Consider the following 23110-nt stretch of genomic DNA (forward strand, 5'->3'; position numbering starts at 1 on the left):
GGGTGGGCGCGCTGTCGCAACATTCATCTCTTCACCGCGCGCCATTGCAACACTCCCATCGCGGGATCGAGCGCATGGAAGCGGCCGATCGGGCGCGCATGCGCGATCTGCAGATGTATGAGCTCGCCGCCGTTCTCGCGATAGGCGTCGGCGAGCAGCGACTGAGTCTCAATCGTAACGGCGTTGACGACGATACGTCCGAAACGAGGCAGGGCGTCCCATGCGGCGGCGAGCGTCGCCGCATCGGCGCCGCCGCCGATGAAGATCGCCTGCGGCGCATCGAGTTCGGCGAGCGCTTGCGGCGCTTCGCCCGCGACGACGCGCAGATCCGGGACGCCGAGCGACAGCGCGTTGCGCGCGATGCGCGCCGCGCGTTCCATGTCCCGCTCAATCGCGATGGCGCGGTTCGCGGGATCGCTCAGCATCCATTCGATGGCGATCGAGCCGGCGCCGGCGCCGACGTCCCACAGCAATTCGCCCTTGCGCGGCGCGAGCGCGGAGAGCGTCACGGCGCGGATGTCGCGCTTGGTGAGTTGCCCGTCATGCTCGAACCAGTCGTCGGGGAGGCCTGGCGCAAGCGGAATAACGACTGCGTCTCCGCCGGCGTCAACTTCGACGGCGACCGTGTTGAGCGGCGCAATGTCATTGAGCGCGAAGGCGTCGGCCCGCGCGTCGCGCACCCGCTCCTTAGCGCCGCCGAGCCGCTCGAGCACAAAGACGCGCGATCCGCCCATGCCGCGCTCCACGAGATGGCGCGCAAGGCGCGCGGGCGTCGACTCGTCCCAGGAGAGCGCGATGATCTTTGCGCCCGGCTGCAAATGCGGCGTCACACGCTCAAAGGCGCGGCCGTGCAGCGAAAGCAGCGCGCAATCCTGCTGGCTCCATTTGAGCCGCGCGGCGGCAAGCGAAAACGCCGAGGGCGACGGAACGCAGAAAATCTCGTCACGCGCGACGTGGCGCGCGATGAGATCGCCGACGCCATAGAAGAAGGGATCTCCCGAGGCCAGAACCACCGTGGGCTGGCCGCGCTGGGCAAGGATGCGCGGCAATGCGTCGGAGAGCGGCGAGGGCCATTGCAGGCGCTCATTGGGCGCGTCGATCATCGCGAGATGACGCGCGCCGCCGACGATCAGTGAGGCCTGCGCGACGAGCGCGCGCGCCGCCGGAGTCAGCGAGTCGGCGCCGTCTTCGCCGAGACCGATCAGCGACAGCCATGGCGCGTTCATGTCGCCTTCCGCGACGTATAGACCCAGTCGCGCGCGCGATCGCGTGAAATGCGGCGCGTGCCGCGCGCGCCGATGACGACGAGCGTCGACATATCGACCTTGTCGCCCTCGGCTTCGTCGAGCCGCGTCAAAATGATCTCTTCGTTCTCGCGGCCGACGGATTTCGCGAGGCCGACGAAGGTCTCGCCGGGAAGATGCCGACGCAGCAGCGCAAAGGCGTCATTGATGCGCGTTGGCCGCGCGCGAGACGCCGGATTGTAAAGCGCGATCACGAAGTCGCCTTGCGCCGCATGTTCCAGCCGCTTGGCGATGACGTCCCACGGCTTGAGATTGTCAGAGAGCGAGATCGCGCAAAAGTCATGGCCGAGCGGCGCGCCGAGCCGGGCCGCCGCCGCCTGCATCGCCGACACGCCGGGCAGCACGCGAATGTCGAGATCCCGCCACGCGCGCGGACCGCAATCGACTGCTTCGAAAACCGCCGCCGCCATGGCGAAGACGCCGGGATCGCCGCCGGAGACGACGGCGACGCGGCGGCCCTGCGCGGCGCGCGCCAGCGCCTCCTGGGCGCGATCGATCTCGACGCGGTTGTCGCTTGCAAGACGTGTCTGTCCTGCGCGCTCGGGAACGCGCGCGACGTAAGGCGCATAGCCGATAATGTCCTGCGCCTCGTCGAGCGCCGCCTGCGCCTCGTGAGTCAGCCATCGCGCGTCGGCCGGACCAAGGCCGACGATGTCAAGCGCGCCGCTCAAGGGCGCCGGCCTCGTCCCGGCACAAGCGCCATCGAGAAATAGGGCGCCTCGTCGTCGCGCTTGTCGGCGAAGCGCATGATCTTTTCGCCGGGCATCGCGCCGCGTTCGACATAGATTGCGCGATCGATGACGCCGGCGCGAGTCATCGCGCGGCGCAGCTTGGCGAAATTGCCGCCAAGCTTCATCACCACCGCGGCGTCGGTTTCGGCGAGGCGCGACGCAAGTCTGTCTTCGTCGAGCGTCGCCGGCAGAACGGTGAGAATGTCGTCGCCCCAGGCCATCGGCTGGCGCGCCGCCGCGAAACATCCCGACATGCCGGAGACGCCGGCGCAAATCTCGATACGGAAGCGCGCGTCAAGCCGCGCGAACATATGCATGAAGGAGCCGTAGAGCAGCGGATCGCCTTCGCAGAGCAGCGTCACGTCGCGACCGGCTTCGAGCACGGCGCGAATGCGCATCACGCAATCTTCATAGAAGTGCTGAAGCGACGAGACATATGCCGGCTGATCGAATGGAATCTCCGTCGTCACCGGATAGAGCAGCGCAATCTCTTCGCAGCCCGGCGTGAGATAGGGCGCAGCGATCGCGCGCGCGTGGCTTTCGCGTCCGCGCTTGGCGAAGAAGGCGACGACGTTCGCCGCGCCGATGAGGCGCGCGGCTTTCACCGTCACAAGCTCCGGATCGCCAGGACCGAGTCCGACACCGATCAGCGCCCCGAGCGTCGCGACGGCTTCATGCGATGTCGTGGCGAGCGCGTTCATTCCTGCTCGCTCGCCAAGGCATTGATGGCGGCGGCGGCCATGGCGCTGCCGCCCTTGCGGCCTTTCACGATCACGAAGGGAACGCGGCCGTATTCGCGCAGCGCGTCCTTCGATTCCGCCGCGCCGACGAAGCCCACCGGCATGCCGATGATGGCGGCCGGCGGCGGCGCGCCTTCGTCGATCATCTCGAGGAGACGGAACAGCGCTGTGGGCGCATTGCCGATCGCGACCAATGCGCCCTCCAGCCGGTTGCGCCACAGCTCCAGCGCCGCGGCGCTGCGCGTGTTGCCGATCTCGGCGGCAAGCGCTGGCACGCGCGGCTCGAGCAGCGTGCAGACCACCGGGTTCTCCGCCGGCAGACGCGAACGGGTGACGCCATGCGCGACCATGTTGGAGTCGCAAAGAATTGGCGCGCCCTTCTGCAGCGCGTCGCGCGCCACTGCAACGAAATCCGGCGAGAACTCGATGTCGTCGGCGAGTTCCACCATGCCGCAGGCGTGGATCATGCGCACCGCAATCTTTTCCTGCTCGGGCGTGAAACGCGAGAGATTTGACTCGGCGCGAATGGTCGCAAAAGAGCGCGCATAAATCTGCGCGCCTTCGTGGATATAGTCGAAGCGGCGGCTCATTGCGTCCTTCCGCCTGCGCGCGCGGAGAGTTCGCGCATGACGGCCTCGAATGTCAGCGATCTGAAGCGCGGCGCGCCGTCGGCGCCGCCGTTCTCGATGAGATCGAACCCCTCAGCGCAGGCGAGCAGCGTGATGGGCGAGGCGCTCTGCCGGGCGCAGCCTTTCGCGCAGCCCGAAAGATGCAGTCCAACGCCGTCAGCGCCGCCGATCTTTTGCGCAAGCGGCGCGAGATCCATGACATGCGCGCGCGTCTCGGCGGTCGCCTGCGGACATTCCGGCGCGCCGGGACAGGCGATGACGGCAAGGCGCTTGTCGTCCGCCGACGTGATGAGGTCGTAGTCTTGCGCGCGCGAGACGATGCGTCGCGCGTTGTCTTCATCGGGCGTGACGATCAGCAAGGCGCGCCACGGCGTGAGGCGCAGTTCGCCTGTTCCTTCGCTTTGTGCAAGATCGGCGACCGCCGCGAGTTCATCTGCGCGCCAGCGGCCGAAGGGCGCGCCGACGCCGGCGAAAGCGAGGGCGCCGCAGCGCTGCGCGCCAAAAATATGCGCACGGGGCTCGGGCGCGGGCGCGTCCCTCGAGACGCGCATGACGAGTCCGGCCGCGCGGGGCAGCGCGTCGGCGCCGAGCGCTTCGACCAGCGTGCGGACGCGCCTGAAGCTATTTGCATGACGGTCGCGCAGCTCCACGAAGGCGCGCGCAAAGCGCAACGCCACGTCGAGCGCGTCATCAGCCGCGACGATTACGGCGCGATTGGGAACGCCGGCGATGCGAACTGCGACATCGCCGTTTGCAATCGCTTCGATCCGAATGTCTGCCTCAACGTCGGCGAGCGACAGCGCGCCGCCATCATCGAGAAGAAACAGAAATTTCGGCGGGAGCGCGCGTAGCGCCGCGTCGCGCTGCAATTCCGCAGCAAGCTCCACAGCCATGGCGTTGGCGTCGAAAGCGGTAGCGACGAGTCCGGCGAGCGGCGACGCGATGATATTCGTCACGCGTTCGGTGTCGGCGCTGGGCGCGAGCATGCCGATCGCCTCGAGGCGACGCAGGGCTTCGGCGATCGTCGCCTCGCTGATCCCGCGCAGCTGCAGTTGCGCGCGCTGCGAGAGATCAATCAGCCCATTGCCGCAGTTGTCCGCAATTCTCGCGATCTCACGCGCCTGCGCCGCGCTCAGGCGAGAGCCGACCGCCTTGGCGCGGATCAGCAAACCGTCGCCGCTTGGCATCGGCGCGAAGGCTCCGGGACACCAGCCCTTGATCTCAGGCCTCGGCTGCAAGACGCCCTCCCTGTTGGCGTTCCAAATCGCTTAAGGCGCCGCGCACGCTATTGCGTTGCGTATTCCACAAGCCGCGCGCGAGCGCTTCGCTAAAAACCCGTGCGATCGCGGTGAGCGCGCGGGGATTCTCCATGGCGAGAAAATCCCGTGTCGCATCATCGCCTAAGGTGGCGTCAAAAGCGAGATCGAATTGCGCGTCGCTGATGAGGCCGCTTGTCGCGGCGAAAGCATAGAGATTGTCTATCGTCTCGGCGATTTCGCCGGCGCCGCGGTGGCCGTGCCGCTTCTGGCCTTGCAGCCATTGGGGATTGGCGAGCCGCATGCGCAAAACACGCGCGATTTCGTCTTTCAGAGCGCGCGGCCGTAACCGTTCCGGCCGCGTCGCATCGATATGCACCAAATCGGCGTCGCCGCCAAGCATGGCGTTGGCGGCGGCGAAACCGCCCTCGTAATCGGCGAAGGCGGGTCCGATTAGAACGTCGACTTCGGCCATGTCCTGAACATGGACATGCGCATCGGCGTCAGCGACGCGCGCGCTGAACGCCGCGATGGCCTCGTTGCTTTCGCCCGCGCGATCATACGCTTGACCTGCGGCGCAAAGATAGGCGCGCGCAAGATCGTCGCGGTCCGACCAATTGCCGCTCAGCGCGCGATCGCTCACGCCAAGGCCGTAAGCGCCGTCAGCGGCCCCGAAGACGCGGCGCAGATCGTCCGCCGCTTTCAGCGGATTGACTTCGACGTCTTCATCGCGCGCGGCGACCGCGCGCACGGCGTCGTCGAACAGCGCAATGAGATTGCCGAACATGTCGCGGAACAGCCCCGAGACCTGCAGCGTCACGTCGACGCGCGGAAATTCGAGCCGCGCCTGCGGTAAAATTTCAAAGCCGATGACGCGCGCGCTTGCCGTATCCCAGCGCGGCGCGACGCCGAGAAGCGCGAGCGCTTGCGCGAAATCCTCGCCGCCGGTGCGGATCGTCGCGCTGCCCCACAGGTCGAGCATGATATTGCGCGGGAATTCGCCATGCAGTTGCGCGTGGCGCGTCATCACCTCGGCGGCGGCGCGGCGACCGATGTCGTAGGCCGTTTGTGTGGGCGCGTGGCGCGGATCGATGCAATAGAGATTGCGGCCGGTCGGCAGAACGTCGGCGCGTCCGCGCGACGGCGCGCCGGCCGGGCCGGGCTCGATGAAGCGGCCCGCAAGCGCGGCGATGAGCGCGTGGCGTTCGGCGCGCGCGCAGTCGCCCCGCGCAGGATCGGCGTGTGAATTTGCTTGGGTGCATCCGAAGACATGGAGCCCGTCGCCGATCCGCATGTCCTTTAAGTCGCACATCCAGGCGTCGAGCCGCGTCAAAGTCTCGGCGATGTCCATCTCGCGCGAGACGCCGCATTCCGCGGCAAGACCGCTGCGCTCGGCTTCATCGACGATGGCGCCGGCGACGAGCCGCGCGCGGCGCGCGTCGAGCGCGCTTGCCGTCGCATATTCGTCGAGCAGCGTTTCAACTTTCGCCGCCGCGTCGAAAAGTTCGGCGTCGACGAGCGGGGGAGTCAGATGACCAATGGTCACGGCGCATGTGCGGCGCTTCGCCTGCGCGGCTTCGCCGGGATCATTGACGATGAACGGATAGATGAGTGGAGTCGGCCCGAGAACAGCTTCCGGCGCGCATTGCTCGGACAGCATGACCGATTTGCCGGGAAGCCATTCGAGCGTGCCATGCGCGCCAAGATGAATGAGCGCGTCGATCTTTCGCATATGCCGCAGCCAAAGATAGAAGCCGACATAGGCGTGACGCGGCGGGCGCTGAACGTCGTGATAGGTCTCGTAACGCTCCCCGCGCGCGCCGCGATCGGGTTGCAGCGCGACGATGAGCTTGCCGGCTTCGAGACAGGAAAAGCGGAAGGCGCCGTCGACGACGGAAGGATCATCCTGCGGCGCGCCCCAGGCGTCGTTGACGCTTGCGACGAAGGAGGCGGGGAGGGCTGCCAGTAGCGCGCAATAGTCACCGAGCGGGAAGCGGATCGTATGCGCTTTTTCTTCCAGCTCGCGTATCACCCTCCCCTTGAGGGGGAGGGTCGAACCGCGAAGCGGTTCGGGGTGGGGTGAAGCTCCACAATACGCAGAGTCACCCCCACCCGCGTCGCTTCGCGACGTGACCTCCCCTCTCAAGGGGGAGGTGGGGATTGCGTCAACATCATATCCCGCATCGATCAACGCCGAGACGATCTCATGCACGCTTGCTTCTGCATCGAGGCCGATGGCGTAGCCGCCACGGCCGCGCCGCGCCGGATAGTCCGAAAGAATGAGCGCGAGGCTCTTTTCTGTGTTGGGTTTGCGGCGCAGCCGCGTCCAGTTCAATGCGAGGTTCGCGACGAAGTCGATGCGCGAGCGTTCCGGCGCATGGCGCGTCTCGCTGAATTCCGCCGCGTGACGCAGCGGCGCTTCCTCCTTGAAGGAAATCGCGCGCGTGAAGATGCGCCCGTCAACTTCCGGCAAGACGACATTCATCGCGAGATCGGCGCCATTCGCGCCGCGCATCGAAGCGGCCCACGCAGCGCGCGAAGACGTTGCAAGAGCGACTTGCAGCACCGGCGCGTCGGCGAGATCGAGAACGCTTCCCTCGTCGAGGCGCGCCGAGAAGGCGGTGGCGTTGAGGATCACATCTGGCGCGAACGTCTCAAGCGCGCGCGACACGAAAGCTTCGCTCTCCGCCTCCTTCAGGCTCGCGACATAAATCGCCTCGACCGCGAATCCCCGCTCACCCAGCGCGTCGGCGAGCGCGATGATCGGCGCGACGTCGTCGGCGAGGAACATGGCGCGATAGAAGACGATCGTCGCGCGTAAATCGCCGCCGGCGCGGCAGGCGGATTCGAATTGTCCGGCGTTGGCGACCGGAACGCTTTCCCGCCACTGCGCCGGACGGCCGACGAGAGTCGATGCGTAACCGAGAAACGAATGCAGATTATCGGGACCGCCATCCTGAAAGAAGCGCCAGATTCGATTGAGCGTTTCTGTGTCGAGCGTCGACGCCTGCTTCAGGCGCGCGTCGTCGTGCATATCGCCGGGCGTGATCGCGAGGGAGATTCCCTTCGCGCGCGCAAGCGCTTCGAGCTGTTCGACGCCATAGGGCCAATAGTCTTTGCCGCCGAGCAGCCGCACGACGATCAGCCGCGCATGTCGCGCCACAGTGTCGAGATAGAGATCGACGGAGTAGGGGTGCTTCAATTGCGCGAGCGAGGCGCAGCGAAAGCTCGGAAGGGTCGCGTCGCTTTGCTCATAAAGCCGCGCCAGCAGCAGCAGCTCGGAATCCGAAAAGGACAGAAACACGATCTCCGCGGGAGATTGTCCAAGATCGACGGCGGCGCCGGCGTCGTCGAGATTATGGAGATCGCGCGGGAGAAGATGCATGGCGTATCACGGCTGCGCCAGCGTCGCGATAACCGCGTCGCGATTGAGGCCCTTCTCGCCGATGATCACGACCCGACTCATGCGCTGCTCATCGGGCTTCCACGCCCGATCGAAATGATGGTCGATGCGCGCACCAACGCCTTGCACGAGCAGGCGCATGGGCTTGCCGACGACTTCAACGAATCCCTTGATGCGCAGCACGTCATGCGCGCGCGCCGCTTCGGCGAGTCGCGCAACCAGCGCCGCCGGATCGGCGACGGCCGAGAGCGACACGACGAAACTGTCGAAGTCGTCATGGTCGTGTCCGGGCTCGGCGTCATGATGCGACGGACGGTTCGCCAGATCATCCTCCGCCGCCGCCGAAAGGCCGAGCAGCACGAGCGGATCGACGCGCCCGCCGCTGGCGCGCACGATCTTCGCCGCTTTCCGGGCGCCGAGCGCCAGGCGATCCGCGACGCCCTGTTCTTCGTCGGAGCCCAGCAGATCGGTCTTGTTGAGGATGATAAGATCGGCGCAGGCGAGCTGATCGTCGAACACTTCTTCAAGCGGATTGTCGTGATCAATCGTCTGGGTGTCTTCGCGCTCCCTGGCGATTGCCTCGAGATCATCGGCGAAACGGCCCTCCGCCACGGCCTTGCCGTCGATGACGGCGATGACGCCGTCGACGGTCAGCTTCGAGCGGATCGCCGGCCAATCGAACGCCTTTACCAGCGGTTTGGGCAGCGCCAGTCCCGAGGTTTCGATGATGATGTGATCGGGACGCTTTTCATGGGCCAGCAGCGCTTCGATCGCCGGGATGAAATCGTCGGCGACGGTGCAGCACAGACAGCCGTTCGCGAGTTCGACGATGTTTTCTTCCGGGCAGTTTTCCACGCCGCAGGCGCGCAGGATTTCGCCGTCGACGCCGACGTCGCCGAATTCATTGATGACGAGCGCGAGGCGCCGACCCTTGGCGTTCTCGAGCACATGACGAATAAGCGTCGTCTTTCCCGCGCCGAGGAAGCCGGTGACGATTGTTGCAGGGATTTTGGCGCCGCTCATGACGCCTCCTTTTCACGCGATAAGAGTCGCCAGACGAGACCGGCGAGCGCGCCGGCGAGCGCCCAGCTGATCGCCTGAACGGCGAGCGAGGCGGCCGCGAAGCGCGCGGCGAGCTCCGCCGGCGCCGTGCTCTCGGGCGTAGCGGGCTGCGGGGCGAAGAAATGCGGCAGGGCGATCAGCGCGACGCCGACGATCTTCGCCGCCGTCGAGTCAAGCCGCAACAACGCAAACAGTCCGGCGCCGGTCGACAGCGCGGTCGCAAGCCACCAGATTTGACGCGCGGCGAGTTCGGTTTCCGCCATGCCGGGAAGCTGCGGCGCGAGGCCCAGACTCGTCGCGAGTCCGGTCGCGGCGAAGGCGCAGGCGCCCCACAGCGCGGCGCGGCGCGGCGCGATGGCGTCGCCGGAGAGAAGCATCGCGGCGAGCAGAATGAGCGCATAGCCGATCGAGACGGCGATCGTCGCGAGGCTTGTCGCCGCCGTGCGGCTCAGGCCGGAAAACGCCGCGCCCGCGTCGGCGCCGTCATGTGCATGCTGCGCCGCCTCATAGACCTCGGCGGCGAGGATGAGCGGCGTCGTGGTGAAGTGCTGCAGGGCCGCGACCGCAAGCCCAGCGACAAGGCCGGCGATGAGGCCGGTCGTCAAAACGCGCGCGATCAAGCGCGTTGCGGCCTAGTGACAGGGGAAGGAGAGCGCGTGGCGCGTGTCATGCGCCGCGTCATGGACGCTTTCTGGATAGGCGAAGCCCGCGAGCCAAACGAGCCCGAAGCCTAGCGTGAGCGCAACGGCGGTGGCCTTCAGCGCCTCGAGTCTCGAAGCGGCGAGGGCGGTGGAATTAACGGATTTGGCGTTCATATCGGTCTCCCTGCCGCCCCACCGGCGGCGATGCGCGCGGCGATCCGAAATGATCGCCCTGACGGCAGGTCTCCTGGCTCCCGGGTCGTCGGACCGCGCCGCCTTCCCAAGCATCATGCTCAGTGGCAGATGGCGCGGACCTTGCCGGCTACAGTTGCGGGGGCAGCCGCGGAAAAAGGCTAATGCCCGCGCCGCGTTCCCTTTTCACTTCTTGCGAAGGACCGTCCCGACTAGTCATATGCGCGGCTCATGCTTCCGTCAAACCGGCCGAGGAGCGCCTGTGACCGAGATGAATGACGACGACGAGGCGCGCCGCCATCGTCTCAAAATGGAGAAGCGCAAGGCGGTTCAGGACGCCGAGGTGGCCGGCAAGACGGTCGCCCGCAAAGGCCTGCTGATGGTCCACACCGGCGCCGGCAAGGGCAAGTCCACTGCGGCCTTCGGGCTGGCGCTGCGCGCGCTCGGCCATGGCTGGAAGATCGGCGTCGTTCAGTTCGGCAAGGGCCAGTGGCGCACCGGCGAACGCAACATGCTCGAAAAGCTTGGCCAAGAGTTCGGTCAAGTCGCCTGGCACACGCTGGGCGAGGGCTTCACCTGGGAGACCCAGGACCGCGCCCGCGACGAAGCGGCGGCGCGCCGCGCTTGGGAGAAAGCGCGCGAACTCATGGACGACCGCGAGATCCGCCTACTGGTGCTCGACGAACTGAACATCTCGCTACGATATGAGCATTTGCCGCTGGACGAGGTGCTGGGCGCGCTCGCCGCGCGCCGCGACGATCTCAACGTCGTCGTGACCGGACGCAACGCCAAGCCGGAGCTCATCGCTGCAGCCGATCTCGTCACCGAGATGACCCTCGTCAAGCATCATTTCGGCGCCGGCGTCAAAGCGCAGGAGGGAATCGAATTCTAACCTGAACCCTACGCTCTGAAGCTCCGCCGGCATATCGCTCTTGGCAGCGGCGCGCGTAGAGAATACGCTTTGCGGGCAGGCAGTTCCGTGGCGGAGAGGGACGCGCGCCAGCGACGCGAGCAGGCATCCCGAGGCGCGTCTGTCCTAGGCTGAACTCTCAACATCATCTGGACCCGAAAGCTCGATGGACGTTTACGGCGCGCTCCGCTTTTCCGTTGCGAGGATCTCCAACGAACTGTTTTCGGCGGGATCGATTTTTTCGGTCTATTCCCTGGCGACGACATTTCTCATCGCCGTTGGCGCGCTCGCCTATCAGCGCAAGATGCGCCGGGGGCGCGTCAACCCGCGGGCCATCGCGCGGGCGATATTCGACAAGCGACTCCTGCAATCCAAATCATTTGCCGCGGACGTCAAGCTCTTCATCCTGAGCGTCGTTCTCATGCCGGTCGTGGTGGGCGCGCTCGTCATATCCTCGAATGCCGTCGCGACGGCCGTGAGCGCCGCGCTGCGCGGTTCGTTTGGCGCTTTTGCGCCGGTCGCCTGCTGTGACCTTTCGATAAAGCTCTTCTCTACCGCCGTGCTCTTTTTGGCCTATGAGATCGGCTATTGGGTCGATCACTACCTTAAGCATCGGATCCCGTTTTTGTGGGAGTTCCACAAGGTGCATCACACCGCCGAGGTGCTTACCCCGGTGACGAATTTTCGCAATCATCCGATCGACAACATCATTTTCGGCTACATGCTCGCGACCTTCATTGGCGGCGCGTCAGGCATATTGGCGTGGCTCTTTGGGCGAACCACAGAATCCTTCACGGTCGACGGGAAGAACATCCTTTTCATCTTCTTCCTTTGGACGATCGGGCATCTTCAACATTCGCAGTTCTGGATTCCCTTTCGCGGGATTTTGGGAAACATCGTCCTAAGCCCCGCGCATCACCAGATCCATCATTCGACAGATCCGCAGCACTTCAATCGCAACTTCGGCAGCGTTCTCGCCATTTGGGACTGGATGTTCGGATCGCTCGAGATGCCTTCGACCAAGAACCCGCGCCTGAAATACGGGGTCGAGGAAGACGCCGCGGACCCGCATTCGTCGCTCGGACTATTGGCGACTCCGATTTATAGAGCTGCCCTCGCGCTCTGGCGCGCGCTCGCCGATGCGTGGAATGCAGGGACCGAGCGACTGGAGCAGCGCCGTCAAAGGCTAAAGAGCACAGGCATATTATGAGCCGCATTCGCGCCGATCTGCTGCTGGTGCTGGCGGCGTTTATCTGGGGGACGGCCTTTATCGCGCAAAAAAACGCCGGCGAGCTTATGGGCCCCGTCACCTTCGTCGGCGTCCGTTTCCTCCTGTCATGCGTCGCGCTGGCTCCGCTGGCGCTCTATGAAGCCCGTCGCAGCGGCTCTTCGCTGAAAAAGGGCGATTTGCTTCTCGCCGGCCTGATCGGCTTTTGCGTCTTCGCCGCCGCGGCTTTGCAGCAAGTCGGCCTTGCCACGACGACGGCCACAAACGGCGGATTTCTCACGGCGCTATATGTCGTGCTCGTTCCGGTCTTCGTCTTTGCGCAGACCGGCGTAAGACCCCGGCAGGTCGTTCTCGTCGCGGGGCTCGGGTCCATCGTCGGCGCTTGGCTGCTGACGGACAGCGCGCAGCTCCAGAGTTGGACGTCGGGCGACGCCTTGGTTTTAATTGCGGATATTGCGTGGGCCGCCGGGATCAGTCTCGTCCCGACCTTTCTCGCGCGCGCCAACCGGCCGTATTTTTTGGCTTTCGCGCAGTTCGGCGTCATCGGCGTTCTGGGAACTGTTGTGGGCCTGGGCGGTGAGCCATTTTCGCTCGATGGCCTGACCGCGGCCCTGCCGTCGATTCTCTATGCGGGGCTGTGCTCCGGGGGGATCGCCTTCACGCTTCAAATCGTGGCCCTCAAATACACGCCCGCGGCGGAAGCCGCGCTCATCATGTCGCTGGAGAGCGTTTTCGCAGCCTTGTCGGGCGTCATCCTGCTGTCCGAGCGTCTCACCGGGCAGGCGATGCTGGGCGGGTTGCTCATCTTGCTCAGCGCCGTGCTCGTCGAAGCTGGACCGGCGGCGCAAAATCTTTGGCTGACGCAATATTGGACTTGGCTGGCGCAAGTGTGGAGTCGGGCGCGTTAGAGCCGGTTCCGAAAAAGTGGAAGCCGACGCTCGATCATGTCGAGAACGTCGGCTCCAAAATGATCTGCGCGGTAACCGGCCGATCACCCGCCAGAAAGACAAGGGCCGGGAGCTTGCGCGCCCGGCGAGTCTTTTCGGCAGGGGTATGTTTTACTGGATCATGCGAGCGGTAGAGCCAACGCCTTCGCCCTGGATGCCGTTGCGGTTGCCCGTGCCGTTGGTTCCTTCGGGAGAAATCCAGTCCGGAACCCAGGTCAGAGCGACGACGACGAACGCGACGAAGGCGGCGATCCAAAGCAGCATCTTGCCGATATCGCCGGTATTGTGAACGTTGACGGCCATGCGTTTTCCCCCTGTTCTTGATTTTACGTGAATGCTTGCCGCATCGAGAGGGAGCCTAGCTTGTTTCCGATCGGATGGCAATGCGCTCTTGCGCGGACTCAAAGCCTCGCCAAAAAAGCAATATTACTTTTGAAATTCAAATAGTTAACATGCGACAAGAGGTCGCGGACGTTGCAAAAAATTCAGCGCATTTCCTTGTCCTCGCGTTCCCTTCGAACGCCGAGGCGCCAGCCATGCGTCGAACGGCGAAAGCGTCGGTGCGGGCCGGTCGGCGGCGGCCCTTGCCGGACGTAGGCGCATCGCCTATAAGCGCGCCATTCCACAGGCGAGGGTTACGCGGCGTCTGCCTCAAGACGTCGCTCCGGTGGCCGGCTCTCCGGCCTCTTTACTCCCTCGCCGAGGTTCAACCGGAGAAAAGACACTATGGCTCTGCCCGATTTCACCATGCGCGGCCTCCTGGAGGCCGGCGCTCACTTCGGCCATCAGTCGCATCGCTGGAACCCGAAGATGGCGCCTTATATCTTTGGCGCCCGCAACAACATCCACATCATCGATCTCGCCCAGACGGTGCCGCTGCTCCATCAGGCGCTGAAGACGATTTCGGACACTGTCTCCAAAGGCGGACGCGTGCTGTTCGTGGGCACCAAGCGCCAGGCGCAGGAGCAGATCGCCGACGCCGCCAAGCGGAGCGCTCAATATTACATCAATTCCCGCTGGTTGGGCGGCACGCTCACCAATTGGAAGACGATTTCCGGATCGATCACCCGTCTGCGCAAGCTCGACGAGCAGCTTTCAGCCGGCGCATCGGGCATCACTAAGAAAGAGCGCCTGCTGCTGACCCGCGAGCGCGACAAGCTCGAAAAGGCGCTCGGCGGCATCAAGGATATGGGCGGCACGCCGGATTTGATCTTCGTGATCGACACCAACAAAGAGCAGCTCGCGATCAAGGAGGCGAATCGCCTCAAGATTCCGGTCGTCGCCGTGCTCGACACCAATTGCGATCCAGATGGCGTCACCCATCCGATCCCAGGCAATGACGACGCGGGCCGCGCCATCGCGCTCTACTGCGATCTCGTGGCGAGAGCCGCTATCGACGGCATTTCGCGCAGCCAGGGCTCGGTGGGAATCGATATCGGCGCCGATGAGTCGCCGGCGCTTGAGCCCGCGCTCGAGGCGCGCCCGGTGGTCCGTGAAGATTTGCGTCCCGCCGAGGTCGCCGTCGCGGATGCGGATACGCCTGTCGAGGCTTTCGAATTGCTGTCGGCGCCGCGCGGCGCGCCGGACGATCTCGCCAAGCTGCACGGCGTCGGCCCGCAGCTCGTCAAAAAGCTGAACGACGCCGGCGTCTACCACTATTGGCAGATCGCCGCGATGACTCCGGCGGACGTCGAAAAACTCGACGGCGAATTGAAGCTGAACGGCCGCATTGCGCGCGACGGCTGGGTCGATCAGGCGAAGGCGCTCCTCGCAGCCTGATCAATCCGTCAAGTCCAATGCTTAAGACGCGCGCGCCGGTCCAGTGGGCCGGCGTCGTCGCATGACTCCCTTAAAGAAGGAATTTCAGCCATGGCTACGATCACCGCCGCCCTTGTGAAGGAACTGCGCGAGAGCACCGGCGCGGGCATGATGGATTGCAAGGCGGCGCTCACCCAGACGGACGGCGATTTCGAAGCGGCGGTCGATTGGCTGCGCAAGAAGGGCCTCTCCAAGGCCGCCAAGAAAGCCGATCGCGTCGCCGCCGAAGGGCTTGTCGCCGCGCTGGTCTCAGAGAATTCTGGCGTCGTCGTCGAGGTGAATTCGGAAACGGACTTCGTCGCCCGCAACGCCGATTTCCAGACGCTTGTGAAGAACATCGCCGAAGTCGCCCTCAAAAGCGGCAAGACCGATGTCGAGGCGCTCGGCAAGGAAGCCTATCCCGGCGGCGGAACGGTGGGCGAGGCGATCACCCATGCGATCGCCGGCATCGGCGAGAACCTGACGCTGCGCCGCGCCGCCGCGCTCAGCGTCGCCGAGGGCGTCGTCGGCCGTTACGTGCATGCGCAGGTCGTCGACGGCCAGGGCAAGATCGCGGTGATCGTCGCGCTCGAATCGAAGGGCGACAAGGACGTGCTGGCGACGCTCGCGCGCCAGCTCGCGATGCATGTCGCCTCGGCCAATCCTCTGGCGCTTGACGCCTCGGGCCTCGACCCGGCGACGGTCGAGCGCGAAAAGAAGCTGCTTGCCGAGAAGAACGCCGGCAAGCCGGAAAACGTGCTGCAGAAGATCATCGACTCGGGACTGAAGACCTACGCCAAGGAGGTCTGCATGCTCGATCAGGTCTCGAATCATCCGGACCACGGCGGCAAGACCGTGGCGCAAGCGGTGAAGGAGCTCGAGGGCAAGGCCGGCGCGCCGATCGCCATCAAGGGCTTCGTGCGCTACGCGCTCGGCGAAGGCATCGAGAAACAGACGAGCGACTTCGCCGCCGAGGTCGCGGCGGCTGTGAAGGGGTGAGGCATTCCTTCTCCCCGCATGTGGGGAGAAGTTCAGGGTGAGGGGCCGGGGCGTTGAACCCCGGCCTTTTTTGTTTCCGCGCAATCTCTCCGCGTCATGCCCTGCCGTGTGCCGGGCATCCACGCCGGGTCTACGCAATGGCGCCGCGTGGATGGCCGGGACAAGCCCGGCCATGACGGATGACACTTCCCGCCGTTATTCCTTCCGCAACGCCGCGACCTTCGCCTCATCCCCCTTCGGGCCGCGTGCGCGAAGGAGGATGCAACAGCTGTTGGGCATGCCTTTGGTTGTCGCGCCCGCGCGAAACAATCGCGGGCGCGCGGCGTTTAGCTCCTGACGTTGGTCTCGTCGAGATGGCGAGATCAAGAGAAGGAGCTGCAGATGCGCGCCAAGAAGACCGCCGCCGACGCAACGATTCGCGGACCGCGCGTTGAGCGCGCGATCGACGCCGCCACTTCCGTGCTCGGCTTCGATGAGGCGCCGTCCGCGCGCAAACTGCGCGACCCGCGCGAACTCTATCCGAAACCACCATTTCCGAAACAGACTCAGCCCTGGCCGGGTCTCGCCGGCCTCATGACGCCGCGTCCCGATCATGGCGAAGAGAGCTATCGCGGCTCGGGGCGTCTCCTTGGCCGCAAGGCGCTGATCACCGGCGGCGACAGCGGCATTGGCCGCGCCGCGGCGATCGCCTTCGCCCGCGAAGGCGCCGACGTCGCGATCAATTATCTGCCGGAGGAGGAAGCGGACGCAAAGGAGGTCATGGACCTCATGGGCGAGGCCGACGTCAACGCGGTGGCGCTCCCGGGAGATATTCGCGACGAAGACTTTTGCCGCAAGCTCGTCGACGACGCGGCGCGCGATCTTGGCGGCTTGGACATTCTCGTCAACAACGCTGCGCGTCAGCATGCGCGCAAGTCAATTCTCGACATTACGACCGAGGACCTCGACTGGACGTTCCGCACCAATCTTTACGCGCTGTTCTGGATCACCAAAGCCGCGCTTCCGCACCTGCGCCCGGGATCATCGATCATCAATACGAGCTCGATCGTCGCTTTCGATCCCTCGCCGCATCTTCTGGATTATTCGGCGACCAAGGCCGCCATTCTCAATTTCACCAGATGTCTGGCGAAGCAGCTCGCCGACAAAGGCATCAGGGTCAACGCTGTGGCGCCCGGCCCGTTCTGGACGGCGCTGCAGCCGAGCGGCGGACAATTTCCCGATCACCTCGCCGAATTTGGCGCCGACACGCCGCTGGGCCGGCCGGGACAGCCGGCGGAGATCGCGCCGCTTTATGTGCTGCTCGCGTCCAGCGAAGCGAGCTTCGCGACGGGGCAGGTGTATGGCGCGACGGGCGGCGAAGTCGGGCCGTAATCAAGCGTCGTGAATTAATGCCCCGACCGACGCGTGGCGGTTCGATTGCAATCGCCTGTGGGGGGCGGCGATCGTTGCTGCGTCGGCGGCTCCCCTGGCGCGCTACAGCGGCTTCATCCAAAGCTTGGGTGACGCGCCTCACTTGCCCACGCGGCCCAGCCTCCGTATGAAGAACGCGTCCCGCTTCAGCCACCGAGAGACGCCTCATGTCCGACCTCACGTCGACGCGACGATTCAAGCGTGTGGTCGTCAAGCTGTCCGGGGAAGCCCTGCAGGGTTCGGCACCGCACGGTCTCGACGCCGTCACGATCGCCCGAATCGCCGCCGACCTCGCGACCGCCGCCGAAGCGGGACATGAGATCGCCGTCGTCGTCGGCGGCGGCAATTTCTTTCGCGGCATCAAGGGCGCCGACACCGGCATTGAGCGCGCGCGCGCCGATTCGATCGGCATGCTGGCGACGGTGATGAACGGCCTGGCGCTGGAGCAGGCGGTCGAAGGGCAGGGGCGGCAGGCGCGCTGCCTGTCCGCGGTCACCATGCCGTCCATATGCGAATCATTTTCGCGCCGCGCCGCCCTGCATCATCTGGCCAAGGGACGCGTCGTCATCGCGGCCGGAGGCACCGGCAATCCCTTCTTCACCACGGACACCGGCGCGGTGTTGCGCGCCGCGGAGCTCTCCGCCGACGCGGTGCTCAAAGCCACGCAGGTCGACGGCGTCTACACCGCCGATCCCAAGCGCGATCCCACCGCGCAGCGCTACGACCGTTTGACGCATGACGAGGCGATCGCCAGAAACCTCGCGGTGATGGATACGGCGGCCTTCGCGCTCGCCCGCGAGAACAAGATCCCGATTCTCGTCTTTTCGATCGCCGAGGCCGGCGCCATCGACGGGGCGCTTTCCGGTCGAGCGCGCGCCACCCTCGTTGCGCCGTAAGACCCTTTCGCGCCCGACGGGAAATCGTGCAATAAATCTTGCGCCGCGGAGCCGGAGCGCTGGCGAAGGCGGCGGCGCGCGCCTTTTCGCCGCGCCACGTTTGAAAGCATAAGAAGCCGAGCCGCGCGAGAGTTCGTGAGAGCGGCGACAGATCAAAGACAGGTTGTGCACATGGCGGAAATTTTTGACCTTGCGGATATGAAGCGCCGCATGCAGGGCGCGGTCGCGACGCTCAAGCACGAATTCGGCGGGCTTCGCACCGGACGCGCCTCGACGAGCTTGCTCGATCCGATTCATGTTGAAGCTTATGGGCAGGTTTCGCCGCTCAATCAGGTCGCCACGGTCAGCGTGCCCGAGCCGCGTCTTCTTTCGGTGCAGGTGTGGGACAAGGCGTTGGTCATCGCCGTCGACAAGGCCATCCGCGAGGCCAATCTGGGCCTGCAGCCGACGGTGGAAGGTCAGAACTTGCGCATCCGCATGCCGGAGCTGAACGAGCAGCGCCGCAAGGAACTCGTCAAGGTCGCGCATAAATACGCCGAGGAGGCGCGGGTCTCCGTGCGCCATGTGCGCCGCGACGGCCTCGACATTCTCAAGAAGTTGCTAAAGGATCACGCGATTCCCGAGGACGACGAGAAGCGCCACGAACAAGAGGTGCAGAAGGCGACGGACGAGACGGTGAAGGAGATCGACGCCGCGCTCGCCGCCAAGGAAAAGGAAATCATGCAGGTCTAGGAAGCTGCGGCGTCGTCTGGCGCAGGTCCTATGGCCATTGGAACCCGAATATGAGGGAAAGCGACATTTTGGAGGCGCAAACGAACGCTCAACGCGCGCGGGCGGCGCCGCGTCACGTCGCGCTGATCATGGACGGCAACGGCCGCTGGGCGGCGAAGCGCGGCCTGCCGCGGTTTGAGGGACACCGGCGGGGAGTCGAGGCGCTGCGCCGCACGGTGCGGGCGGCGATCAAGCTCAATATCGGCTATTTGACCGTCTATTCCTTCTCGGCGGAAAACTGGTCGCGTCCGCGCGAGGAGGTGGAAAGCCTTCTTTCGCTGCTGCACCGCTTCATCCGCAACGATCTGGCGGAATTGCACGCGAGCAATGTGCGCGTGCGCGTCATCGGCGCGCGCGCCGAGCTCGCGCCCGACATCTCGGACTTGCTGCGCGAGGCCGAGCAGATGACGCAGGAGAACTCCGGGCTCACCCTCGTCGTCGCGTTCAACTACGGCGCGCGGCAGGAGATCGCGGCGGCGGCCCGCGCGCTCGCGGAAATGGTGGCGCAGGGCCGACTGACGCCCGAGGAGATCGACGCCGACGCGATCGCGCAACGGCTCGACACCGCGGACATTCCCGATCCGGACCTGATCATCCGCACGTCGGGCGAACAGCGGCTGTCGAACTTCCTGCTCTGGCAGGCGGCTTACGCCGAATTCGTCTTCCTGCCGATTCTCTGGCCGGATTTCGATGAAGCGGCGCTTTCGGCGGCGATCGCCGAATACGCCCATCGGGATCGCCGGTTTGGCGGGCTTGAGGCCGCGGCGCGCAGCGCCAAGACCGCTTCATGACGGCGGATCGAAGGGACATAAGCCGCGCCGGGCAGTCTCCTGGAAAGCCGTCAGCCGGCGGCTTCGCCGACCTCGGGCCGCGCCTCGCATCCGCTGCGGCGATGGTCATCGCCGCCCTCGGCGCGCTCTATCTTGGCGGCGACGTCTTCGCGCTCTTCTGGCTGGCGGCCGCCTTCGCGGTGAATTGGGAGTGGCAGGGCCTGATCGGCGGCCAGGGGCGCGCCGCCAGAATCGCCGTTGGCGGCGCGGCGGTCGCCGCCGCAACGGCGTTCGGACGCGTCTTCATGCCGGGCGCCGCCGCGCTCGCGATTGTGGTTTTTGCCCTTGCGGGCGCAGCGCTGGCGGGAGCCGAGCGTCGCCTCTGGGCGGCGACGGGCGTTGTCTACGCCGGCGCGCTCGCCTTCTCCGTATGCCTTTTGCGCGAGTCGCCCGATTTCGGCGCGCTGGCGATCGCCTTCCTGTTCGCCGTGGTTTGGGGCACCGATGTTTTTGCCTATTTTGGCGGCAGGCTGATCGGCGGACCGAAGCTTTGGCCGCGCGTTTCGGCCGGCAAGACATGGTCGGGCACGATCACAGGCGTTCTCTGCGGCGCATTCCTGGGGCTCGTCGCCGTCTATCTCGGCGCCGGCCCGCAACTTGCGAGCTGGCGTGTGTTCCTGGTCGGACTGGCCGCCGCCGCCTTCTCGCAAGTCGGCGATCTTTTCGAATCTTCGGTCAAGCGCCGCTTCGGGGTGAAGGACTCGAGCCAGCTCATTCCCGGCCATGGCGGCGCCATGGATCGGCTCGACGGCTTCATCTTCGCCAGCGCCTTCGCGGCGGCGGTGGGCCTGCTACGCGGCGCGCCGTCTGTGGCGGCCGGTCTTTTCTTCTGGTAGGGCGGGGCCCAATGGCATTAGCAAACGGACAGTTTCACGCGCACGCCCCGGCCCAGCCGCCGGCGCGGGTCCCGCGCCGCATCGTGCTGCTGGGCGCGACGGGCTCGATCGGCCGCTCGACGGTCGACCTTCTCGAACGCGATCCGGAAGGATTTTCGGTGTCGGCGGTGGCGGGCGGCCGCGATGTCGAGGCGCTCGCGCGCGTCGCCCGCGCGGTCAGGGCCGAATTCGCCGCGATCCGCGACGAGAGCGCCTATGCGGCGCTCAAGGCGGCGCTCGCCGGGACCAACACTCAGGTCGCCGCGGGGCGCGAGGCGATTATCGAGGCTGCGCTGCGCGACGCCGATCTCGTGGTCTCGGCCATTGTCGGCGCCGCCGGCGTGGAGCCGACCTACGCGGCGCTTGCCGCCGGCCGCGACGTGGCGCTCGCCAATAAGGAATGTCTCGTCTGCGCCGGCGTCCCTTTCATGCGGACGGCGGCGGAAATGGGCGTGCAACTGCTGCCGATGGACAGCGAGCACAACGCCATTTTCCAGGCGCTGGGCGGCGAGGACCCCTCCCGCATCGAACGCATGATCGTCACGGCGTCCGGCGGCCCCTTCCGCACCTGGAGCAAGGAGCGCATCGCCGGGGCGAGCGTCGAGGAGGCGCTCAATCATCCCAATTGGGCGATGGGCCCGAAAATTACCGTCGATTCGGCCGGCATGATGAATAAGGGGCTCGAACTGATCGAGGCTCATCATCTTTTCGGCATTCCGGCCGAAAAGCTCGAAGTCGTGGTCCATCCGCAGTCGATCGTCCACGGCCTCGTCGCCTTTTCGGACGGCTCGGTGACCGCGGGAATCGCCGTGCCGGACATGCGCACGCCGATCGCCCACTGTCTCGGCTATCCTGATCGGCTGACGACCCCGACGCCGCGCCTCGATCTGGCGAAAATCGCCACGCTGACATTCGAGGCGCCTGATTTTGAACGGTTTCCGGCGCTCAAACTGGCGCTCGAGGTCCTGCGCGCCGGCGGCGGCCTGCCGACCGTGCTCAACGCCGCCAATGAAATCGCCGTCGAAGCCTTCCTCGATCGCCGCATTTCCTTCGACGGGATCGCCCGCCATGTGGCCGAGGCCTGCGAGGCCGCTTTGCGCGACGGAACCGCAAATGCGCCCGCAACAGTTGAGGATGCCCTCGCGGTGGACCATATTGTAAGAGAAAGATCACGATCGGCCTTGGCCGGGCGCGCCGCGTCAGGCATGTTGCTTCAGTGATCATGGCGCGCGCCGCCGGCAGGCTAGGCGCAAGCGAGACCTGCGAGACAGCGCTTTGCTAGACCTCCTGACGACCTTCGCCTTCTATCTCATCCCCTTCGTGCTCGTTCTCACGCTGGTGGTGTTTGTGCACGAATTTGGGCACTTCATCGTCGGCCGGTGGTGCGGCGTGAAGGTGGACGCCTTCTCCATCGGCTTCGGACCGGAACTGTGGTCTCGGGTGGATCGTCTCGGCACGCGCTGGCGCATCGCCAGCATTCCGCTGGGCGGTTATGTCAGCTTCCATGGGGACGCCAACGCCGCAAGCGCGCCGGACCCTGAAGCCCTGCGCGCGATGCCGGAGACCGAGCGCGCGGTGACCTTCGCCGCGCAGCCGGTATGGAAGCGCGCCGCCATCGTCTTCGCCGGTCCTTTCGCGAATTTCGTTTTGGCGATCGCGATTTTCGCCATTCTCTTCGGGGTTTACGGACGCACGATCTATGCGCCGCGCGTCGGCTCGCTGACGCCCGGCGGGGCCGGCGCCGCTGCGGGCTTCATGGCCGGCGACCTGGTGCTGACCGTCGACGGCGCGCCGGTCGACTCCTTTTCGAATCTGCAGGAAATCGTTTCGGGTTCGGCCGACAAGAAACTCGTTTTCGTGATTCAGCGCGGCGATCAGCAGCTGACGCTTCCGGTCGTTCCCGCCCTGCGCGAGGTCGAGAGCGCGATCGGCAAAATCCGGATCGGCATGCTGGGCATTCAGGCGTCGAAGGCCGCGGCCGACATCCGCCAGGAACGCTACGGACCCGCCGACGCGGTGGCGATGGGCGTGCAGGAAACATGGACGGTCGTGCGCCGCACGGGAAATTACATCGGCGGACTCGTCACCGGACGGGAGAGCGCCGATCAACTCTCCGGACCGATCGGCATCGCGCAAGTCTCGGGGCAAATGGCGCAGGCGGTCTCCAAGGTGGGCATCGCGCCGCTGTTGAGCCTCATCGCGATTCTCTCAGTCTCGATCGGTCTGCTCAATCTTATGCCGGTGCCGCTGCTCGACGGCGGGCATTTGCTGTTCTTCGCGATTGAGGCGGCGCGCGGCCGCGCGCTCAATGAGCGCGCGCAGGAAGTCGCCTTCCGAGTGGGTCTCGCGATGGTCGGCGCGCTGATGATTTTCTCGACATATAACGACATCGCGCGACTCATTCACAAGCTCACCGGCTCGGGCTCGTAGCGCAGATTTTCGAAAAAGTTGACAGACTTTTTCGCTGGGAACCTGTTCCACTATTTTGA

The 23110-nt window shown here is 65.5% G+C and carries 22 protein-coding genes and 1 riboswitch; of the genes, 12 read left to right on the top strand and 10 right to left on the bottom strand.

From position 1 onward, the window contains the following. Window positions 1-23: 23 nt before the first annotated feature. The 9 genes from cbiE to NEI07_RS14035 are packed head-to-tail and all read right to left on the bottom strand — an operon-like array spanning window position 24 to window position 9940. Window positions 24-1226 carry a precorrin-6y C5,15-methyltransferase (decarboxylating) subunit CbiE gene (cbiE, locus tag NEI07_RS13995; protein ID WP_256035342.1) on the bottom strand — a complete coding sequence of 401 codons (1203 nt, stop codon included), beginning with the start codon at window positions 1224-1226 and terminating at the stop codon, window positions 24-26. Continuing rightward, window positions 1223-1975, bottom strand: a complete 753-nt coding sequence (cobJ, locus tag NEI07_RS14000) for a precorrin-3B C(17)-methyltransferase (RefSeq protein WP_256035343.1) — start codon at window positions 1973-1975, stop codon at window positions 1223-1225. The genes cbiE and cobJ overlap by 4 nt, the downstream gene beginning before the upstream one ends. Then, entirely contained in the window at window positions 1972-2736 is a 765-nt protein-coding gene (locus NEI07_RS14005) for a precorrin-2 C(20)-methyltransferase (RefSeq protein ID WP_256035344.1), read from the bottom strand. The genes cobJ and NEI07_RS14005 overlap by 4 nt, the downstream gene beginning before the upstream one ends. Then, window positions 2733-3365, bottom strand: coding sequence for a precorrin-8X methylmutase (locus NEI07_RS14010; protein ID WP_256035345.1), 633 nt, complete (start codon window positions 3363-3365; stop codon window positions 2733-2735). The genes NEI07_RS14005 and NEI07_RS14010 overlap by 4 nt, the downstream gene beginning before the upstream one ends. Then, entirely contained in the window at window positions 3362-4642 is a 1281-nt protein-coding gene (gene cobG / locus NEI07_RS14015) for a precorrin-3B synthase (protein ID WP_256035346.1), read from the bottom strand. Before cobG ends, NEI07_RS14010 begins: the two co-directional genes overlap by 4 nt. After that, window positions 4626-8045 (bottom strand): cobaltochelatase subunit CobN, encoded by a 3420-nt coding sequence (cobN, locus tag NEI07_RS14020; protein WP_256035347.1) that lies wholly within the window; start codon window positions 8043-8045, stop codon window positions 4626-4628. The genes cobG and cobN overlap by 17 nt, the downstream gene beginning before the upstream one ends. Before the next feature lie 6 nt (window positions 8046-8051). Further along, on the bottom strand, window positions 8052-9086 hold the full coding sequence (cobW, locus tag NEI07_RS14025; RefSeq protein ID WP_256035349.1) for a cobalamin biosynthesis protein CobW: 1035 nt from the start codon (window positions 9084-9086) through the stop codon (window positions 8052-8054). Continuing rightward, window positions 9083-9745 (bottom strand): CbtA family protein, encoded by a 663-nt coding sequence (locus tag NEI07_RS14030; RefSeq protein WP_256035351.1) that lies wholly within the window; start codon window positions 9743-9745, stop codon window positions 9083-9085. Before NEI07_RS14030 ends, cobW begins: the two co-directional genes overlap by 4 nt. Window positions 9746-9757: 12 nt before the next feature. Then, window positions 9758-9940, bottom strand: coding sequence for a CbtB domain-containing protein (locus NEI07_RS14035; RefSeq protein ID WP_256035354.1), 183 nt, complete (start codon window positions 9938-9940; stop codon window positions 9758-9760). A 46-nt stretch (window positions 9941-9986) separates the two neighbouring features. Further along, window positions 9987-10181, bottom strand: a riboswitch (cobalamin riboswitch). Between the two features lie 48 nt (window positions 10182-10229). On the opposite strand from NEI07_RS14035, the gene cobO reads away from it, so the two are divergent. The 3 genes from cobO (at window position 10230) to NEI07_RS14050 (ending at window position 13004) form a co-directional block, all read left to right on the top strand. Further along, on the top strand, window positions 10230-10850 hold the full coding sequence (gene cobO / locus NEI07_RS14040; RefSeq protein WP_256035372.1) for a cob(I)yrinic acid a,c-diamide adenosyltransferase: 621 nt from the start codon (window positions 10230-10232) through the stop codon (window positions 10848-10850). Window positions 10851-11034: 184 nt separating this feature from the next. Next, window positions 11035-12078 carry a sterol desaturase family protein gene (locus tag NEI07_RS14045; protein ID WP_256035356.1) on the top strand — a complete coding sequence of 348 codons (1044 nt, stop codon included), beginning with the start codon at window positions 11035-11037 and terminating at the stop codon, window positions 12076-12078. Then, on the top strand, window positions 12075-13004 hold the full coding sequence (locus tag NEI07_RS14050) for a DMT family transporter (protein WP_256035358.1): 930 nt from the start codon (window positions 12075-12077) through the stop codon (window positions 13002-13004). Before NEI07_RS14045 ends, NEI07_RS14050 begins: the two co-directional genes overlap by 4 nt. 150 nt (window positions 13005-13154) lie before the next feature. Here NEI07_RS14050 and NEI07_RS14055 read toward each other — a convergent pair whose 3' ends face one another. Further along, window positions 13155-13346 carry a hypothetical protein gene (locus tag NEI07_RS14055; RefSeq protein WP_014892607.1) on the bottom strand — a complete coding sequence of 64 codons (192 nt, stop codon included), beginning with the start codon at window positions 13344-13346 and terminating at the stop codon, window positions 13155-13157. A gap of 423 nt (window positions 13347-13769) precedes the next feature. On the opposite strand from NEI07_RS14055, the gene NEI07_RS14060 reads away from it, so the two are divergent. The 9 genes from NEI07_RS14060 (at window position 13770) to NEI07_RS14100 (ending at window position 23051) form a co-directional block, all read left to right on the top strand. Beyond that, window positions 13770-14822, top strand: a complete 1053-nt coding sequence (locus NEI07_RS14060) for a 30S ribosomal protein S2 (RefSeq protein ID WP_256035360.1) — start codon at window positions 13770-13772, stop codon at window positions 14820-14822. A gap of 90 nt (window positions 14823-14912) precedes the next feature. Then, a complete protein-coding gene (gene tsf, locus NEI07_RS14065; protein WP_256035362.1) occupies window positions 14913-15839 on the top strand; it encodes a translation elongation factor Ts in 927 nt (308 codons plus the stop codon). Between the two features lie 381 nt (window positions 15840-16220). Continuing rightward, window positions 16221-17210, top strand: coding sequence for an SDR family oxidoreductase (locus NEI07_RS14070; RefSeq protein WP_256035363.1), 990 nt, complete (start codon window positions 16221-16223; stop codon window positions 17208-17210). 206 nt (window positions 17211-17416) lie between these two features. After that, window positions 17417-18145 (top strand): UMP kinase, encoded by a 729-nt coding sequence (pyrH, locus tag NEI07_RS14075; protein WP_256035364.1) that lies wholly within the window; start codon window positions 17417-17419, stop codon window positions 18143-18145. Window positions 18146-18316: 171 nt separating this feature from the next. After that, window positions 18317-18877, top strand: coding sequence for a ribosome recycling factor (gene frr / locus NEI07_RS14080; protein WP_018407583.1), 561 nt, complete (start codon window positions 18317-18319; stop codon window positions 18875-18877). Between the two features lie 50 nt (window positions 18878-18927). Next, entirely contained in the window at window positions 18928-19707 is a 780-nt protein-coding gene (locus tag NEI07_RS14085) for an isoprenyl transferase (RefSeq protein ID WP_256035365.1), read from the top strand. Then, window positions 19704-20582, top strand: a complete 879-nt coding sequence (locus NEI07_RS14090; protein WP_256035367.1) for a phosphatidate cytidylyltransferase — start codon at window positions 19704-19706, stop codon at window positions 20580-20582. Before NEI07_RS14085 ends, NEI07_RS14090 begins: the two co-directional genes overlap by 4 nt. 11 nt (window positions 20583-20593) lie before the next feature. After that, window positions 20594-21841, top strand: a complete 1248-nt coding sequence (dxr, locus tag NEI07_RS14095) for a 1-deoxy-D-xylulose-5-phosphate reductoisomerase (protein ID WP_256035370.1) — start codon at window positions 20594-20596, stop codon at window positions 21839-21841. Between the two features lie 55 nt (window positions 21842-21896). Beyond that, window positions 21897-23051 carry a M50 family metallopeptidase gene (locus NEI07_RS14100; RefSeq protein WP_256035371.1) on the top strand — a complete coding sequence of 385 codons (1155 nt, stop codon included), beginning with the start codon at window positions 21897-21899 and terminating at the stop codon, window positions 23049-23051. Window positions 23052-23110: the final 59 nt, after the last annotated feature.

The sequence above is a fragment of the Methylocystis suflitae genome (assembly GCF_024448135.1).
GTDB classification, from domain to species: Bacteria; Pseudomonadota; Alphaproteobacteria; order Rhizobiales; family Beijerinckiaceae; genus Methylocystis; species Methylocystis suflitae.

Coding starts and splice junctions, on each gene's coding strand:
- cbiE (WP_256035342.1), bottom strand. CDS start 1,226: ATGAACGCGCCATGGCTGTCGCTGATCGGTCTCGGCGAAGACGGCGCC.
- NEI07_RS14005 (WP_256035344.1), bottom strand. CDS start 2,736: ATGAACGCGCTCGCCACGACATCGCATGAAGCCGTCGCGACGCTCGGG.
- NEI07_RS14010 (WP_256035345.1), bottom strand. CDS start 3,365: ATGAGCCGCCGCTTCGACTATATCCACGAAGGCGCGCAGATTTATGCG.
- cobN (WP_256035347.1), bottom strand. CDS start 8,045: ATGCATCTTCTCCCGCGCGATCTCCATAATCTCGACGACGCCGGCGCC.
- cobW (WP_256035349.1), bottom strand. CDS start 9,086: ATGAGCGGCGCCAAAATCCCTGCAACAATCGTCACCGGCTTCCTCGGC.
- NEI07_RS14035 (WP_256035354.1), bottom strand. CDS start 9,940: ATGAACGCCAAATCCGTTAATTCCACCGCCCTCGCCGCTTCGAGACTC.
- cobO (WP_256035372.1), top strand. CDS start 10,230: ATGAATGACGACGACGAGGCGCGCCGCCATCGTCTCAAAATGGAGAAG.
- NEI07_RS14045 (WP_256035356.1), top strand. CDS start 11,035: ATGGACGTTTACGGCGCGCTCCGCTTTTCCGTTGCGAGGATCTCCAAC.
- NEI07_RS14050 (WP_256035358.1), top strand. CDS start 12,075: ATGAGCCGCATTCGCGCCGATCTGCTGCTGGTGCTGGCGGCGTTTATC.
- NEI07_RS14055 (WP_014892607.1), bottom strand. CDS start 13,346: ATGGCCGTCAACGTTCACAATACCGGCGATATCGGCAAGATGCTGCTT.
- NEI07_RS14060 (WP_256035360.1), top strand. CDS start 13,770: ATGGCTCTGCCCGATTTCACCATGCGCGGCCTCCTGGAGGCCGGCGCT.
- tsf (WP_256035362.1), top strand. CDS start 14,913: ATGGCTACGATCACCGCCGCCCTTGTGAAGGAACTGCGCGAGAGCACC.
- NEI07_RS14070 (WP_256035363.1), top strand. CDS start 16,221: ATGCGCGCCAAGAAGACCGCCGCCGACGCAACGATTCGCGGACCGCGC.
- pyrH (WP_256035364.1), top strand. CDS start 17,417: ATGTCCGACCTCACGTCGACGCGACGATTCAAGCGTGTGGTCGTCAAG.
- frr (WP_018407583.1), top strand. CDS start 18,317: ATGGCGGAAATTTTTGACCTTGCGGATATGAAGCGCCGCATGCAGGGC.
- NEI07_RS14085 (WP_256035365.1), top strand. CDS start 18,928: ATGAGGGAAAGCGACATTTTGGAGGCGCAAACGAACGCTCAACGCGCG.
- NEI07_RS14090 (WP_256035367.1), top strand. CDS start 19,704: ATGACGGCGGATCGAAGGGACATAAGCCGCGCCGGGCAGTCTCCTGGA.
- dxr (WP_256035370.1), top strand. CDS start 20,594: ATGGCATTAGCAAACGGACAGTTTCACGCGCACGCCCCGGCCCAGCCG.